This is a genomic window from Acidobacteriota bacterium, from assembly GCA_016713675.1.
Lineage (GTDB): Bacteria > Acidobacteriota > Blastocatellia > Pyrinomonadales > Pyrinomonadaceae > OLB17.
In genome coordinates, this window is sequence record JADJOS010000001.1 from 2,048,902 (window position 1) to 2,065,862 (window position 16,961).

The window sequence follows — 16,961 nt, forward strand, 5'->3', positions numbered from 1 at the left end:
AGATCGTCTCCAACTGACTCGCTTTAGGGAAACGCCGACAGTCGTGTCACGTTGCCGCTGCCGCTATTCGTTACCCAGATATTTGCGCCATCAAACGCGATGCCCATAGGTGCCGTGCCGACCGCAAAAGTACCCAATACCTCGCCGTTACTAGCCCGCAGTTTTGTCACATTGTTCGCGTCTTGATTCACGACCCAGACATTTGTGCCGTCAAATGCCACCGCGACAGGGCGAGGACCTACGTTGAAAGTTCCGAGGTTCGAGGTGTCGCTCGCTCGACGCTTTAGTACGTTCGGAGAGACCAAATTGTCATTAACTGCCCATATGCTGTCCCCATCGAAGGCGATATTCAATACGTCACCTGAAGGTAGGAACGACCCGATCACGGTGCCGTCCGATATTTGCACCTTCGCCACACTGTTGATCGTTATATGGGACACCCAGATATTTTTACCGTCAAACGCTACTCCGCGGGGGCCGTCACCAAAACTGAATGTATTGTTCAGTTGACCGTCGGCGGCACGAACTTTTAAGACATTGTTTACGCCGCAATTGGTGGCCCAGATGTATTCGCCGTCAAAGGCTACTCCGTAACAGCCGGTGCCGAACAAGAAGTTGCCCTGGTTCGCACCATCCGAGGCTCGGAGTTTTGTCAGGTGGCCGAAATTGGTGGCGACCCAGATATTTGTTCCGTCAAACACCAGTCCCTGAGGCCTGTCCGAGACATTGAAGGTTCCTAAGACCACGCCGTCACTGGCCCGGAGCTTTGTCACCGTGTCGCTGTCATAATTGGCCACCCAAATATTTGCACCGTCAAAAGCAATGGCACGGGGGCTGTTGCCAACCGCGAAGTTGGTTTGACTTCTCAGCAGATCCCATCGGAGCGAGCCCAACAGATTAGAATGGGTCGTAGCGGCAACCGTCACCGCAGGCGAAAGTGCCGCATTGGTTATGGTGTTGTTAGTGATGTTTGCACCATTGAGATTGGTCAGGCCCGAGCCGTTGCCGTTCGTCTGCAAATAGGTATTCGCCGCCAGGCCGCCGAGTTTGTCCGAATCGGCAGAGCTTAGGCTCTTGGTCGCATATGGAGCACTCGTGACCAACTGTCTTGGTGCGAGCGTCGTATATCCGGCGTCGGCGGGCTTCTTGACGGCGATCTCGATCCAGCGTTTGTCACCTGATGCGAATGGAGTCTGCGGAGAATAGTCGAGCACGACGGTGAATACACCGTTAGCTGCAACGACTGAAAGATTTGTGATGGTCGAGCCGACCGCCGTTCCGCCTACCAACTCATCGTAAACCGTGAACTGCATCTGATAGGTTCCATTGGCGGGCAGGGTACTGTCAGTCAAACGTCCCTGGAAAGTAAACGCCGGTGTCTGAGCAATTGCGGACACGCCTAATGCAGCCAATGCGAGTACGGCTGAGAGGTACAGTTTTGTACGTATCATCGTTCCTCCGTAAGTTGTTCGGTTAACGGAAACGATTATACGCCGAAACGCCCCTTTTGCAAGCTTTTTTTCGTTCAGCTACTTTTGCAGACAGTCGAGGAGGTCGCGGGCTTCGCGGTTGCTGGGGAAGATGGCGAGGAGGCGGTTCAGTTCACCTTCGGCACGTTTGAGCAGGTTCATTTGGATAAAGAACTCAGCGAGGATCAGACGGTACGTCGGGTTGTGGCCATCGAGTTTGACGGCGGTCTGCATCTCAGACTCGGCCTTATGCCTCTGTTTTTCATCGGACGAGAGGGCTTTGCCGTAGTAGGCGTGGTAGCGGGCGTTCTTTGGTGCGAAATGAGCGGCACGGGCGAGGAACTGGATCGCAGATTCGTTGTCGCCGTCCATCAGGAGGCTGAAACCGCGTTCGAAGCTCTCGTTCGCCTGTTTCATCTGCGTCGTCAGTTCGTCGTATGTTCCGGCTGATTTAAGCTTCTCCTTCTCCGCTAGCTCTTTGCGGATCTTGAAGTCGTAGTGCTCCCGCGTTTCCTCTTTCTTCAGCGTTTCATGTGCATGAGCAAGCTGTGTGAAGGCATTTTGCACACGGCGAAGCAGAGCTGCATCTTCTTTGTGGAAATGGTCGGGGTGAAATACCTTGGCGAGCGAGAAATACGCCCGTTTGATATCGGAGATCGCCGCTTTGTGATCGACGCCGAGCATGTCGTAAAACGTCTCGGCACTTTCGGCCCGCGTCAGATACTCTTCGACCGTGATCTTGACCTCTTCGGTCTTTGGTTCGACAGCGACAGGTTTGGGAGCCTCGGGCTTCACCGGCTCGGATGTCACTCCGTGACGAATGGCCTCGCGTTTCAGTTCGAGCTTAGCCTCGCGGATATTGTGGATCGAGACCTCGGTAAATGCCGGATTCCAATCATCCCTAATTAGCAGGCCGCCGAGCCAAAGCGTGTAAAGCGATTTGATGGTGACCGGCTCCGGCAGAGTGCGGTCAGCGATCAGGTCACGGGCCTTGATCTCGTTGTCGCTGAACCTTGAGAGGATGACCAGTTCAGGCTGAATTAGATCGAGCTGCGAGCCGTCCCATTGGGTCCGCCGAAACGTCTCGTCAAGGCTTCGAAACCGCCCAAGGATCGTCTGAACAGGCAAACAGCGGCCATAATCGATGAGGAGCTCGGTCGTATCGATATTAAATGCGAGCCCGTCCCGTAATCGAGCGAGCGATGTAAAGCTCCAATCACCGGAGGTCCAACTCATAACGTCGATCACGATCGCCTTGATCTGTTCGACAAAGAGCTCGTCGCACTCTTCCTTTGTCAAAAAGTTCTTTTCCCGGAGGAACGCCGCAAACTCAAAGTCATTTGTGAAATTGGGGATCTGGGCGAGGTCGTCGCGGGTCAGACGCTTCCGCACCAGCATCATGTCGAATAGCCGCGAGGAACGTGCATTGGAGACTGCGAAGGCGATCACGCCTGATTTGAAATACAAAATGCACTTGCGGTCACGGTCGGATACGCGCAGGCTCCCGGTCAGCCGTGCCTGTGCAATTTCAGCGACAAGTTCGGCGGACGGGTGAGCGAGAAAGTTTCCCGAAAGTTCGAGTGCAGATTGAGGGGTCATCGAATACAAATAAGGTGTGGTGGAGAAGCGTAGGGAGCCTCCATAGATGATAACAAATTGTGCGGTCAAAAGTTAAGAACTATTTTTAGCGTTTCGAGCGGCGATTTGATAGCATTTGAAGACGCCGTACGCATATCAAAATGGGAAAAACTTTGGAGATCCGCGAATGTTCCACGCTCGATGCGTTGGCTGAGTGTGTACAGCTTCAACGCGATGTTTTTGCCCTGCCTGAGGTCGAACTGTCGCCCGTGAGGCATTTTGTCGTGACAAAGAACGCAGGCGGCTTTACGCTCGGGGCGTATGACGGCGTGCGTTTGGCTGGATTCGTTTTGAGTGTGCCGGCGTTCTTGCGGGGCGAGCCCGCATTTTATTCGCATATGACCGGCGTGAGATCGGAGTATCAAAGCCACGGGATCGGTGCAAAGCTAAAATGGGCGCAGCGAACGCGGGCGCTCGCAGAAGGCGTCAGATATATCAAGTGGACATTCGAACCGATAAAGGCTCGGAATGCCTATTTTAATCTCGAGAAACTAGGTGCGGCTGTACACGAATTAAAGGTGAACTTCTACGGCACGGATTACGGCACTGCACCGGACATGAAAGGTGAGGAATTTGGCCTGGCGAGCGACCGGTTGTTCGCCGAGTGGCATCTCCAAAGACCTAAGGTGGAGGCATTGGCCCGAGGAGAAAAGTTCGTTGAACCTAGAGAGCCGTCGGCTGTCATTGAGGTCGTGCCCGATTGGGTCGGTTTGGTTAAGGACGATCCTGCGGCGGCGCTGGCCGAACAGCTGAGAATTCGTGGCGAGTTTCTGACAGTATTTGCATCAGGCATGGTAGGCCGCGGATTTAGGCGTGACGACGTACGGCCTGCCTATTTGCTTTACAACGACTAAGCGATGTCAATATTCTTTGTCGATCCCGATATCCGAAAGGCGAAAACGCTTGGGTCTGAATTCTATACGGACGCGGCCTATTTTGAATTGTCGAAAGCAAAGATATTCTCACGAACATGGCAGTTTCTGGGCAGGAAAGACGAAGTTGAAAGTTTGAGACCCGCGACGATATTACCGGGATTCTTGGACGAGCCGGTACTGCTCGTGAATTCGGACGATTCGCTCAAATGCCTTTCAAATGTTTGCACGCATCGCGGCAAGATCCTGGTCGAAGAGCCATGCAAAGCCGATCTGATCCGCTGCGGCTATCATGGTCGACGGTTCTCGCTGGACGGCAAGTTTTTGTCGATGCCGGAGTTCGAGAGCGTTACAGATTTTCCGTGTGAGAGCGATGATCTGTGGAAGTTGGCATTTGCCGAAAGGCAGGGGTTCATTTTCGCATCGCTCGATCCCGTTGAGCCGTTCGAATCGTTCGTCGATGACGCCGCGGCGAGATTCGCCGATGACAATTATGATTCGAACGCATTGCGGTTGACATCGACCCGCGAATATCAGGTGAACGCACACTGGGCGCTGTATTGCGAGAATTACCTTGAGGGTTTTCATATTCCGTATGTTCATCAGGCATTGAACGCCGTCGTCGATTACGGCACATACACGACCGAGACGTTTCGATATTCGAGTTTGCAGACGGGCTATGACAATGCGGGCGAGGTCGCAGCTCGATATCTGTTTATTTTTCCCAACTTGATGTTCAATTTCTATCCGTGGGGAATCTCGTTAAATGTGGTTCGCCCGGTGACGCCGTCGAAAACTGTCGTCGAATTTCTGACTTACGTTAGCGACGAGTCGTTACTTGAAAAGGGAGCAGGAGCCGACCTGCACGGTGTCGAAATTGAAGACGAGGCGGTGGTCGAGAGCGTGCAACGGGGAATTCGATCGCGTTTTTATTCGCGGGGCCGCTATTCGCCGACACGCGAGCAGGGAACACATCATTTTCACCGGTTGATCGCCGAATTTATGAGTCTATGAGCGCTGAAATCCAAAATGAGATCGAACATCTGCGTGCCGGGATCAACCGGCACAGTGACCTGTATTACATTCAGGATACTCCGGAGATCTCGGACTTTGAATTCGATCAGCTGCTTGAGCGTTTAAAGGCACTCGAGAGCGAGCATCCGGAACTTGTAACTCCTGACAGCCCGACTCAGCGGGTCGGAGGGAAAGCGACGAGTCTGAAGCCATTTGTGCATACGGTGCCCCTGATGTCGCTCGATAACTCTTATAGCCTTGACGATCTCAAGGCTTTCACCGAGCGGTGCGAGAGACTCGCCGAAGGTAGGAAACTCGATTATGTGGCCGAGCTAAAGATCGACGGCCTTTCGGTCTCGCTGCATTACGAACGCGGCATTTTGGTCACGGGTGCGACGCGTGGAGACGGTTCGCAGGGCGACGAGGTGACGCAGAATGTTAAGACCATTCGTTCTATTCCACTGAAACTAAAGGTTGATGCACCGGCACACGCAGAGGTTCGAGGCGAGGTGTTTTTGTCGAGGTCGCAGTTCGCCAAGATCAATGCCGAGCTTGAGATGCAGGGCGAAAAGACGTTTGCCAATCCTCGGAATTGCGCTTCGGGAACGCTGCGGATGCTCGATTCGGCAGTTGTGGCGTCACGGCGGCTGGATATGTTTCCGTACGATGCGTTTACCGGTTCGTCAAAGATGTTTGCGACGCATGCCGAGATCTTTGAATGGTGCGGCCGTAATGGATTTAATGTAAATCCGCATCGCCGCGTCTGTGCCGATTTTGACCAACTCGCGGCGTTTATTGCCGAGATGGAAACGGTCCGCGACGGGCTCGATTACGAGATCGACGGTGTGGTCGTAAAGGTCAATTCGACAGCGTTGCAGGACGAATTCGGCACGACGACAAAAGCCCCGCGATGGGCGATCGCGTACAAATATCCGGCTCGCCAAGCTACGACGCGTCTGCTCGGCATCGGCATTCAGGTTGGCCGCACCGGAGCCTTGACACCGGTCGCTCATCTTGAACCGACGCTGCTTGCAGGCACGACCGTCGCACGTGCTTCGCTCCATAACGAGGATGAGATCAAGCGCCTCGACCTCAAGATCGGCGATTATGTGTTGATCGAAAAAAGCGGCGAGATCATCCCGCAAGTCTTGTCGGTCGTGGCATCGAAACGGGATGGAAGCGAGACGGAATTTGAGTTTCCGAGAACGTGTCCGGTCTGTGGATCAGATGCTGTTCGTCCGGCAGGCGAGGCTGTTCGCCGCTGTGTCAACGACATTTGTCCCGCGAAGGTAAAGGCGCGAGTTTTGTATTTTGCCTCGCGAAAGGCGATGGATATCGAAGGTTTGGGCGAAGTCCTGGTCGAAACGCTGGTGGACAACGGCTCGATCAAAGATGTTGCCGATCTATATACCCTGACCGTCGAACAAATAGCTTCGCTCGATCGCATGGCCGAAAAATCGGGAACCAATCTGATCGATCAGATCGAAGCAAGCAAGTCTCGCGGGCTTCAGCGACTGCTCTACGGCATCGACATCCGCCATGTCGGCGAACGCTATGCAAAGATCCTCGCCAAGCATTTTCGCTCGATCGACCGAGTTGCGGAGGCAAGTGTCGAGGAACTCGATGACATCCCTGAGATCGGTCTTGCGGTTGCCGAGAGCGTATACGCGTGGTTTCGCGATGAGCGAAATATCGATCTCGTCGAGAGACTCAAGGCAGTCGGCGTTCAGACCGAAACCGATGCTGCATCGACCGCCATGCTCGACGAACGCTTTGTCGGCAAAACCTTTGTCCTAACCGGCAAACTTGATAACTACACCCGCGACGAAGCCGCAAAACTGATCGAAGACCGCGGCGGCCGCGTCTCATCATCCGTCAGCAAAAAGACCGACTACGTTGTCGCCGGCAGCGACGCGGGCTCGAAATTGACGAAGGCGGAGAATCTTGGAGTTGCCGTCCTCAATGAGGGACAATTCTCGACCATGTTGAATCCGCAGTTTTGATTTAGGTTATTTTCATGACTCCGACCATATATCGCGACGAAGTTGCAAAACTTGCTAAGACCGACTCCGAGAAGGGAGTCGAAATCTCGAAGAAAATAGTTGACCCATGGTTTCAGGCACAAGCGTGGTCGCATTTGACACGATGGGCTGACAATCCGTTGCGTTTCTCGCGTCACGCGGCGAAGTCCGCCACCAAAACAAAAGACGACTACCAGAGATCTGCGGTTCGTGCATGGGAAGTCGCTGCACTCGCTGAACGTGGATATCAGGATCAGGCACGCAAATCGTTGATGGAAGCAGTTGCCCTTGCCGCGTCGGTTTCTCCCCTTCCGTCACGGGCCGAGGCATTATTCTTGCTGTTTCAATCAGCGTTCAAGATTTCGAACGACGAAGCCATGAAAGTTGAGCAGGTAATGATCTCCTCGTTTACTCAAACACATTGGCGGGCCAAACGAGCGTTGAAGGAAGCATCTCTTATGTTAAAACACGAAGTGCCGCTAAGGGAATTCTTTTGGTAATATGAAGGTGCAGTAGCCGCTTTAGATCGGAATTCGCCGAATGAAATCAATAGCCGGTTTTGTCGATACTATGAGTCTCAGCGAGGCTGAAAGCCAACTTCAACAATTATGGATGACGCGAACGATTGAGGAGCGGTTCCTCGCGGTTGGAGGAATGTACGAAGCTGAGAAGGCGATTTTGCAACGTCTTGCTCCGGAGAATTATTCGACAAAAAATCTACAAGAGTTTGTATTCTTTCATATGCATGGAATGACGATTGACGAATGTATAAATACAGTTCCAGACCAAATCCCATGAATTTAGTAAGACTAATCTTAAGTGACCGATAACACCATGAACAATTTTTTTACATCAAATATAGCAGATGCGGACCCCATTGTTAGCAATGCGATCGACGATGAGGTTCGGCGGCAGACGGATGGCCTTGAGTTGATCGCGTCGGAGAATTTTGTCTCCGAGGCGGTGCTTGAGGCGATGGGCTCGGTGATGACGAACAAGTACGCCGAGGGCTATCCGGCGAAGCGTTATTACGGCGGCTGCGAATTCGTGGATGTCGTAGAAAACCTTGCAATCGACCGTGCGAAGGAGCTATTTGGGGCGGAACACGCAAATGTTCAGCCGCATTCCGGGGCACAGGCGAACATGGCGGTGCTGATGACGGCGCTTGACCATGGCGACACGATCTTGGGGATGAGCCTTGCCCACGGGGGACATCTTACTCATGGGCATCCGCTCAATTTTTCGGGTATCAATTACAAGGTCGCCGACTACGGCGTCAATCGCGAAACCGAACAGATCGATTACGACGAACTGCAGAAAAAGGCCGAAGAGTCGCGGCCGAAGTTGCTTATCTGCGGCGCTTCCGCATATCCGCGAACGATCGATTTCGAACGGATCGGCGAGATCGCACGCAGTGTCGGTGCAAAGGTAATGGCGGACATTGCCCACATCGCCGGACTCGTCGCTGTTGGCCTGCATCCGTCGGCGGTGCCGCATTGCGAATTTGTCACGACGACGACGCATAAGACCTTGCGAGGGCCGCGCGGCGGTTTGATACTGTGCCGCGAGGAATTTGCGGCTGATATTAATCGCAGTGTGTTTCCGGGCGTTCAGGGCGGGCCGCTAATGCACATTATTGCGGCGAAGGCCGTGGCGTTCGGCGAGGCTCTTCGCGGTGATTTCAAGGCTTATCAGCAGCAGGTCATCGACAACGCTCATGTGCTCGCCGAAACGCTAGGCAATTCCGGACTAAGGATCGTATCCGGCGGTACGGACAATCATCTGATGCTCGTCGACGTCTTTATGGACGGCAAAGGCATCACCGGCAAGGAAGCCGAAAAGGCCCTCGGCGATGTGGACATCACCGTTAATAAGAACACCATTCCGTTCGATACCAACAAGCCGTTCATCGCGTCCGGCATAAGACTCGGAACTCCCGCACTTACGACCCGCGGAATGAAAGAGGGCGAGATGCGTGAGATCGGCGCGATGATCGCTGCAGTAATTCACGAACCCGAATCAGAAGAAGTAATGGCAAGGGTGCGAAGAGACGTTGCTGAACTTACAGCAAAATTCCCAATGTATCCGACGCGTTTGAAAGAACCTCGGACGGATGCTCTTGCAGTGAGTTGATAAAGTAAACCGTTATAAACGCTAAAAGGCACGAAAGTCATTTCTGAGACTTTCGTGCCTTTTGTGTTTTTCACGGTCAACAATTCCTATCATTCGTCGCCGACCTGGTTTGCCGCGTCGAATTGGTCGAGCAGGTCGCGGGCTTCGTCGGAATCAAATTCGTAAGCCTTCTGCTCCAACGCTCCGGCGGCAATTCCGGCGTAGAGCGGATCATCGAGCAGCGGCATTATGACGGGAATAGGCAGCATCGCAAGAGTTTCGTAGGCGATCGCACGGATCTGCGGCAGTTCGGTCTGTCGAACGATCTCTGCGATCTCACCGGCTGAAAAACGCTCAGCCAAACGGTCGGCGAGGTTATCGAGACGATCATAATCGTTGTCCTTGATGGCCCGAGTCGCGAGTTGAATAAAAACTTCGGCCGATGCGGTTTGCTCCTCAAGCACACGTACACACGTGTTTGCGAGTGCCTCGATCTCGGTCAGTTTGATAGCATCTTTGCGGATCGCAGGAGTATTTGACTGCTCGTCCAAAGCACTGAGCAGTCGGCTGACTTCCCAATCTGCGTGGGCATCGTAAAAGAATTTGCGTGATTGTGCGGGAGCGGCGGTGCCGGATTCGAGGGCTCCGACGATCAGTTTTTTAGTGACGGGTCGAAGGCCTTCCCAAACTGTCGCCACCCTTTTGCCCAGATCTTTCATCATCATTTCAATCACTCAAGTGTGCTATTCGCTTCGGCTCTTGTCAAGAAGGAATCAGACACGGCCTTAATGTCCCGTGATCTTTTTGGTAACGGTCTCACGAAGGTGAAATTCAGTATCGAGAAGAGCGTTTTCTAGTTCACTCGCCTCGTCTTTCACAACAACGAGCAGAGCGAACGGTGCGGTGCTTAAATGTCTGATCTCCCATGCGGTGCCGTCGTCTTTCGTCGCCCGCGAGAACCAGGCAGCATCGAGATCGGAATCATGCAGGGAAGCTTCCCCAAACAGATCGATGAGATCAGGACACAGAGATCTCCGCATAGAGACGGAAAGCAAAACACGGCGGAGGATCCAGCCGTGCTTTGTGTAAACTTCAATTATATCGCGTATCGACGCTGCGTCGATCATTTTGCTTTCACGCTCGGGGCGGGTTTAGGGACGATCGGGACCACACCATTTGTATTCACGGTTATCGTATTTGTCGGTGCTCCTGCAACGGGACCGCCGTTTGCGGCATTTGCGGCTTCTTTTTCGAGCGTATCGCGGCCTTTGCCCGGCGAAGTGAATGAGCCGGCAAATAGTTCGCCGATGGCAAATTTCCACGTGCCGTTGTCGTTTACGAACGGCAGATCTTCCCAGCGGCTGTCCTTTGAATTCCAGACTTCGACCGAGCCGAAGTTGTCCTTGATACGTTGGTCGCGGATCTCAGGCAGTTTTTCGGCGAATGTCGTTGCGGTAAATCCGTTCTCGAAAACCTTTTCGATCGGGGTGTTATTACGCTCGGATGCCATTTTAGCAAAATCGTGCGATTTTGTGGTCATTTGAGCCTTGATAGCTTCGGTGTCTTTGCTCTTAACGGCAGCGTACAGCCGCTTGTAAGCCTCGGTCGGCGAATCGCCGCTGGATCCGGCAGGGGCAGTGCCGCCGCTGCATGCAAATCCGATCGCCATTATCGCCAACGCAACAGTCAGAAAAAAGATCTTATACATAATTTAGTAAATCAAACCCTCACGAAAAGTTTATTTGTCTGATGTGTGAAAGTATAATGACCGCAACGCAAAAAGTAAATTTTCGTTTCCCGCTTAGTTTGGTGTTTACAATCGAGATCGGGCGGGTTTATGATTCAAGAGTTCATCCCAGCGAGGTAACGGCGTTAAATGAAACAATGTCCAAAATGCACCGCGGTCTATTTGGATGAAACGCTTGCGTTCTGCCTTCAGGACGGAACACCGCTAATGGATTCGAATCCGTCGAATTCGCCGACCGAGGTTTATACGAACACTAAATTGGTGACCAGCGTTCGCCCAGCACAGATCGCCGATCCGCGATTTATGGACAGCCAGGTGACACGTGTCGGTTCGCTCGCGGGCCAGCCGTTTCCGCAGCCGACGGATACAAAGAAAAGTAATACCGCACTTGCCGTCGGCTTGACCGCGGGCGGAATGCTGCTGCTGTTTGCTATCGTCAGCATCGGCGCACTTTTGGTTTACATGAATTCCGGCAGTGCCGCGAGCAATCAGCCGCCGAAGAACATGAATGGATCTAACTCACTCGTGACGATTAGTCCGACGCCGACATCCTCACCGACCGCCACGCAGACACCTTTGACGCCAAAGCCGACGCCGACTTCAACCCCCGAGGCAACGCCGACGCCTCCGCCCGAACGGGCTTCGTATCCTGCGACATCGAGGCTCAAATTCGCCCGCGGAGCGTACACTACATCGTTTTCAGGTCAGATAAATCCGGGCGACAGCCGCTCGCTGGTTTTAGCGTGCCGTGCGGGTCAATCACTTTCCGCGTCGATCACCGGCGGCGGTTCGTGTATTTCGATACGCGGCGGCGGAAGTTCGATGAGAACGATCACGGGCAGCGGCGACAACTACATTTCGGTTTCCAACCGCTGTTCGAACTTAGTTAAATTCAGCATTACCATCACGGTCATCTAATTTTGATGATCCTGTCCGTCCGTGATCCGCCATGAAAGTTTGTCCAAAATGCAACGTAAATTACGCCGACGATACCCTCTCATTTTGTTTGGACGACGGCACGCTATTGGCCGCGGCACGTGAAACTGACATGCCGACTGTGATTCTAGAAGATACTGAAGTCCTCACTAGCGTCCGTCCGAGCCGCATCTCTACGGATCCGCGATTCATGGACAGCCAAGTGACGAGCGTCGGTAAATTTGTGCCGCCTCAACAGCAGCCGAAAACGAGCAATACGGCACTTGCTGTCATCCTTACGGCATTGGGAATGGTCTTGTTGTTCGGAGTGGTCGGCGTGGCAGGTTACTTTTATTTTCTAAACAAAGATCGGCCGGTCATCACTAACGCCGAAACCAACATGAATGGCAACACGCCAAATGCGTTCAATGCGAATTCTTCGCCAACCGCGACGCCGGCACCTTCGCCGACGCCGACGGCAATGGACACAAATTTCCCTACGCCCACTATCAACCCGACACCGCCGGTGATCGACGAACCAGCGATCAAAAGTGAGGTCTCAAAACAGGTCTACGGCTGGAAATCCGCCCTCGAATCGCGAAATTTGAGCGGCTATATGAGCAACTACGCTGATACGGTCGATTATTATACAAAGTCCGGTGTTAGTTTTGGCACCGTAAAAGCGGACAAGGCACGGGCGTTCGCGATCTACAATTCGATGCAGGTTAACGTGTCCAATATGACCGTCACGGCCGGTCCTGACGGGCAAACCGCGACGGCAGTTTTTGACAAGGAATGGACGTTTAGCGGCAACAGCATTTCGTCCGGTAAAGTGCGGAGCCAGTTGAAATACCGTAAGTTCGACCGCCGCTGGCTGATAACATCCGAGCGTGACCTAAAGGTCTATTACACCCGCTAAACCATTTTGATGAAAGCACTTAGATTTTTTGGCAACACGCTGGAACTTGCGGAGATTCCCACGCCTCACCGCGAGACCGAATCACTTGTTCGCGTATCGATGTCCGGCATTTGCAATACTGACCTTGAGATCGTGCGAGGCTACGCCGGTTTTCAAGGGACGATCGGCCACGAATTCGTCGGGATCGTTGAAAAGGCAGATGACGAGCCGAATCTCGTCGGTAAACGCGTTGTCGGCGAGATAAATGCAGGCTGCGGAGTGTGCGATTTGTGTCTCGGCGGCGATCCGAGGCATTGCCCGACGCGAACTGTGCTTGGAATAGTCGGCAGAGACGGCGCCCACGCCGAATTTCCTGAATCTTCCATCGCGCAATCTGATCGAGGTTCCCGATAATGTCTCCGACGAACAAGCCGTCTTCGCCGAACCCCTAGCCGCTGCCTACGGGATCACCGAACAAGTAGACATCGGCCCTGAAACAAATGTCGCGGTTATCGGCGACGGCAAACTCGGGCTGTTATGTTCAATGACAATGGCTATCAAAACGCCGCACGTTACGCAGATCGGCAAACACCGAAACAAACTCGACATCGCCGAAAAGCATGGTTCCAACGTAGTTATGCTCGACGAAGTGTCACAGTCGCTGCATCGCTCTTTCGACGTCGTTGTCGAAGCCAGCGGCTCCGAATCAGGCTTTGCGACAGCCGTAGATTTGGTCAAACCTCGCGGCAAGATCGTTCTCAAATCAACTTTTCACGGAGCTCCGGTGTGGCAAGCGTCGCGAATAGTTGTTGATGAAATAACGATCGTCGGATCACGCTGCGGCAGATTCGCTCCGGCGATTCACCTATTGGCAAACGGCTCGATCGACGTCTCCGATATGATCGATGACGAATTTCGCCTAGCCGATGGAATCGCTGCGATGAGCCGAGCTGCAGAAAAGGGAGCACTTAAGATACTGCTAGCGCCGTAGTTTTTGCATCGAACGAAAAGCACATAGTTTTTGCTATAATTTGGCAAGATTTTGCCGATAACCTGATTTTTAGGAGAAGCATTTATGTTCATTAACAATTCACCGCGTCACGGCCGTCGTTTGATGAAGCAGATCTTCGCGATCACGATCCTTGCGATCGCCATCGCCGCCGGGAACGCTGCCGCTCAGCCCGGCAATGTAGCAAGTTCATTCGCCACGGTCGCTAAACGCGTCGAACCCGCCGTCGTCAGTATCGACACAAAAAGCTCCGTGAACAACCCGATCGCCAGTGCGACACCGCAGCCCGGAGCGTCGGACGAAGTAATGGAATTTTTTCGCCGGCAATTGCAGCAGCGTCCGGTTTACGGCGTCGGCAGCGGATTCATCGTCGATAAGAGCGGGTACATAGTGACAAATAATCATGTTATCGCACGTGCGGCAAGGATCACGGTGAGACTCGATTCCGGCGAGGAATACATTGCTAAGGTGATCGGTACGGATATCGAAACCGATATTGCCGTTATCAAGATCGACGCTCCGCGTGAATTGCCATTCGTCAAATTCGGCAGTTCGGCAAGCGCCGAGGTTGGTGATTGGGTGCTTGCCGTCGGTTCTCCGTTCGGATTGACCAAGACAGTGACCGCCGGAATAATTTCGCAAAAGAAGCGCGAGACGCCGTATGCCTCAGCGTTTCAGAAATTTATCCAAACGGACGCAGCAATAAACCCAGGAAATTCGGGCGGCCCGCTGGTGAACCTTGAGGGTGACGTGATCGGTGTCAATTCGCAGATCGCGACCTCTTCAGGCGAGAATAGCGGCGTCGGGTTTGCTTTGCCTTCTGAAGAAGCGTCGTATGTGTATAACCAGATCCTCAAGAACGGCAAGGTCCGCCGCGGCTATCTCGGAGCGTATCTCGATTCGGTAAAGACCGAATTTGCTAGGGTTTACGGGCTAAAGGACGCGAAAGGTGCGATCGTTACAGATATTCGTGACAAGCAAAGTGCGGCAGCGTTGGCCGGATTGCAAGCGGGCGATATTATCACTCAATTCAACGGACAGACGATCGAGTCCGCCGCAGATCTGATCTCAAGGGTTGCCGCTACGCCGCCCGAACAGACGATCAATATTCAGTATCTGCGTGAGATCGGAGAGAAACTCGAATCAAATACGACAACGATCAAACTTGGCGAACGCCCGTCAAATAACCGTGCCGCTGTCGATGACGGCGAGCGCCGTAAATTGCCGCTAGATGGTGTGAAAGAAGAAAAGCCGTTTGGTCTGACCGTTACATCGTTGACCAAGCCGCTTGCTGAGAAATACGGGTTCACGACCGAGAAAGGCCTCGTCGTAACCGACATCAATCCCGCAAGCTACATCGCCGATGTCAAAAACTCGCTCGGTAATGCCGCCCTCGGCGAAGGCGACCTGATCGTCAAGATGAACCGCACGGCAGTCACTGATCTCAAATCATTCAGCGATGCCGTCGGTAAACTGAAAGTTGGCGACGCCGTTGTCCTTCATGTGCTCTCATTCACTCCGCAGCTTCAGGGAACACAGTTGAAGATCGTACAGTTTACGGTTAGGTAGTTTTATCCAAACTCCAAGGTCTGAGGTCCAAAGTTATGTTATTGACTTTGGACTTTTGGCTTTGGACTTTAAACTAAGAAATTATGTCCAAAACAACAGTCAAAAAGTACAAGAATTATATCGGCGGCGAGTGGGTTGCGTCTTCTTCGGGCGAATGGTTTGATAACGTAAATCCGGCTGATACGACGGATGTGATCGGCCGTTTTCCTGCTTCTAATGCCGACGACGTAAACGCTGCCGTCGAGGCCGCAAAGAACGCCGCGACCCGCTGGCGTCGCACACCAGCACCGAAAAGGGCTGAGATACTTTTTACGCTTGGCGAGATCCTACGCAAGAATAAAGAAACGTTTACACAGCAAATGACCCGCGAAATGGGTAAGGTGCTCAAGGAAGCGGGCGGCGATGTGCAGGAAGCGATCGATTGCACCTACTACACCGCGGGCGAAGGCCGACGCTTGCACGGATTTACGACGCCGGCAGAGATGCCGAATAAATTTGCGGCGTGCGTTCGCCAGCCGGTTGGTATCTGCGGTCTTATCACGCCGTTCAATTTCCCGATGGCGATACCTTCGTGGAAGCTGATCCCTGCTCTTGTGTGCGGTAACACCGTCGTGATCAAATCAGGCGAAGACGTGCCGCTTTCGACGATCAATCTCGTCAAATCATGCGAAGAGGCCGGTATTCCGGCAGGTGTCGTTAATGTTGTCAACGGATTTGGCAAGGCTGGCGAAGCCCTCGTCGGCCACGACGACGTGAGGTTGGTATCATTCACCGGTTCGACCAAAACCGGGCGAATCATCGCCGAGCAATGTGCCCGTGACAACAAGATCGTCAGCCTTGAAATGGGCGGCAAGAACGCAATCATCGTCATGGACGATGCCGATGTCGACAACGCCGTCGAAGGCTCCCTGTGGGGAGCATTCGGGACGAGCGGTCAGCGTTGTACGGCATCTTCGCGGCTCATCGTTCACAAGAAGATCTACAAAAAGTTCTGCGAAAAGCTGGTCGCAAAGGTCAAGCAGCTTCGGGTCGGCAACGGCCTCGATCCAAAGACCGAGGTCGGGCCGGTTATCAACGAACGTGCGATGGACAAGATCCATGGCTACATCGAGATCGGCAAAAATCATGACAAAGCGACTCTCGCATGCGGCGGAAACCGTCTGACGAAAGGTGCGTATAAAAACGGCTATTTCATTGAACCGACGGTTTTCACAGACGTAAAACGCGGAATGCGGATCGAGCAGGAAGAGATCTTCGGCCCGGTCACGAGCGTCGTCCCGTTCTCGACCCTCGACGAAGCCATCGACATCGTCAATGGGGTTCAATATGGACTCTCGTCGGCCATCTACACGCAGGACGTCAATCAGGCTTTCTACGCGATGCAGGAACTATACACTGGCATCTGCTACGTAAACTCAGCAACGATCGGAGCCGAAGTTCATCTGCCGTTCGGCGGCACAAAAGGCACCGGAAACGGCCACCGCGAAGCCGGAACACAGGTTCTCGACATTTTCACCGAGTGGAAATCGCTGTATGTTGACTACTCCGGCAAATTGCAGAAAGCTCAGATCGATGCGGTTGAGATTTAGATAAAACCGATAAAGAGTTTCTCACTAAAGGGAACTTGAACGCGGATCAGGCGGATTGAGCGGATAAAAACGGATAAGATCTCTTAGTTCCGCTCTTATCCGCTCAAT

At 53.2% G+C, this 16,961-nt stretch carries 15 protein-coding genes and 1 pseudogene; 11 read left to right on the forward strand and 5 right to left on the reverse strand.

The genetic code is table 11. From position 1 onward, the window contains the following. Window positions 1-23 precede the first annotated feature (23 nt). Window positions 24-1,451 (reverse strand): hypothetical protein, encoded by a 1,428-nt coding sequence (locus tag IPK01_09420; protein ID MBK7933703.1) that lies wholly within the window; start codon window positions 1,449-1,451, stop codon window positions 24-26. A gap of 78 nt (window positions 1,452-1,529) precedes the next feature. Continuing rightward, window positions 1,530-3,068 carry a DnaJ domain-containing protein gene (locus IPK01_09425; protein ID MBK7933704.1) on the reverse strand — a complete coding sequence of 513 codons (1,539 nt, stop codon included), beginning with the start codon at window positions 3,066-3,068 and terminating at the stop codon, window positions 1,530-1,532. 140 nt (window positions 3,069-3,208) lie between these two features. On the opposite strand from IPK01_09425, the gene IPK01_09430 reads away from it, so the two are divergent. Genes IPK01_09430 through IPK01_09455 form a run of 6 tightly spaced genes read left to right on the forward strand, consistent with a single transcriptional unit; the run spans window position 3,209 to window position 9,147 of the window. Then, complete coding sequence (locus tag IPK01_09430; GenBank protein MBK7933705.1) at window positions 3,209-3,961, forward strand: hypothetical protein; 753 nt, start codon at window positions 3,209-3,211, stop codon at window positions 3,959-3,961. 3 nt (window positions 3,962-3,964) lie between these two features. Next, the gene (locus tag IPK01_09435; GenBank protein MBK7933706.1) at window positions 3,965-4,993 is read left to right on the forward strand and encodes an aromatic ring-hydroxylating dioxygenase subunit alpha; all 1,029 of its coding nucleotides are present in this window, start codon (window positions 3,965-3,967) and stop codon (window positions 4,991-4,993) included. After that, window positions 4,990-6,996 carry an NAD-dependent DNA ligase LigA gene (ligA, locus tag IPK01_09440; protein ID MBK7933707.1) on the forward strand — a complete coding sequence of 669 codons (2,007 nt, stop codon included), beginning with the start codon at window positions 4,990-4,992 and terminating at the stop codon, window positions 6,994-6,996. The genes IPK01_09435 and ligA overlap by 4 nt, the downstream gene beginning before the upstream one ends. Before the next feature lie 14 nt (window positions 6,997-7,010). Next, a complete protein-coding gene (locus IPK01_09445) occupies window positions 7,011-7,514 on the forward strand; it encodes a hypothetical protein (GenBank protein ID MBK7933708.1) in 504 nt (167 codons plus the stop codon). A 40-nt stretch (window positions 7,515-7,554) separates the two neighbouring features. Continuing rightward, window positions 7,555-7,812, forward strand: a complete 258-nt coding sequence (locus tag IPK01_09450; protein MBK7933709.1) for a hypothetical protein — start codon at window positions 7,555-7,557, stop codon at window positions 7,810-7,812. A 36-nt stretch (window positions 7,813-7,848) separates the two neighbouring features. Next, window positions 7,849-9,147 carry a serine hydroxymethyltransferase gene (locus IPK01_09455; GenBank protein MBK7933710.1) on the forward strand — a complete coding sequence of 433 codons (1,299 nt, stop codon included), beginning with the start codon at window positions 7,849-7,851 and terminating at the stop codon, window positions 9,145-9,147. Window positions 9,148-9,236: 89 nt separating this feature from the next. Here the strand turns inward: IPK01_09455 and IPK01_09460 are convergent, their stop codons facing one another. From IPK01_09460 to IPK01_09470, 3 genes are read right to left on the reverse strand one after another with little or no spacing between them, the layout of a single operon-like run. Next, entirely contained in the window at window positions 9,237-9,851 is a 615-nt protein-coding gene (locus tag IPK01_09460; GenBank protein ID MBK7933711.1) for a hypothetical protein, read from the reverse strand. A gap of 60 nt (window positions 9,852-9,911) precedes the next feature. Continuing rightward, window positions 9,912-10,253 carry a hypothetical protein gene (locus IPK01_09465; protein ID MBK7933712.1) on the reverse strand — a complete coding sequence of 114 codons (342 nt, stop codon included), beginning with the start codon at window positions 10,251-10,253 and terminating at the stop codon, window positions 9,912-9,914. Then, window positions 10,250-10,834 (reverse strand): hypothetical protein, encoded by a 585-nt coding sequence (locus IPK01_09470; protein MBK7933713.1) that lies wholly within the window; start codon window positions 10,832-10,834, stop codon window positions 10,250-10,252. The genes IPK01_09465 and IPK01_09470 overlap by 4 nt, the downstream gene beginning before the upstream one ends. 168 nt (window positions 10,835-11,002) lie before the next feature. Between IPK01_09470 and IPK01_09475 the strand changes: the two genes are divergently transcribed. The 5 genes and pseudogenes from IPK01_09475 to IPK01_09495 all read left to right on the forward strand — a co-directional run bounded on the left by IPK01_09475 (window position 11,003) and on the right by IPK01_09495 (window position 16,853). Further along, window positions 11,003-11,791: a hypothetical protein gene (locus tag IPK01_09475; GenBank protein ID MBK7933714.1), complete on the forward strand. Its 789-nt coding sequence runs from the start codon at window positions 11,003-11,005 to the stop codon at window positions 11,789-11,791. Window positions 11,792-11,822: 31 nt separating this feature from the next. Continuing rightward, a complete protein-coding gene (locus IPK01_09480; GenBank protein ID MBK7933715.1) occupies window positions 11,823-12,707 on the forward strand; it encodes a hypothetical protein in 885 nt (294 codons plus the stop codon). Window positions 12,708-12,716: 9 nt separating this feature from the next. Beyond that, window positions 12,717-13,677 (forward strand): annotated as a pseudogene (locus IPK01_09485) (alcohol dehydrogenase catalytic domain-containing protein). Between the two features lie 84 nt (window positions 13,678-13,761). After that, window positions 13,762-15,264 carry a trypsin-like peptidase domain-containing protein gene (locus tag IPK01_09490; protein MBK7933716.1) on the forward strand — a complete coding sequence of 501 codons (1,503 nt, stop codon included), beginning with the start codon at window positions 13,762-13,764 and terminating at the stop codon, window positions 15,262-15,264. Window positions 15,265-15,347: 83 nt separating this feature from the next. After that, complete coding sequence (locus IPK01_09495) at window positions 15,348-16,853, forward strand: aldehyde dehydrogenase family protein (protein MBK7933717.1); 1,506 nt, start codon at window positions 15,348-15,350, stop codon at window positions 16,851-16,853. Window positions 16,854-16,961: the final 108 nt, after the last annotated feature.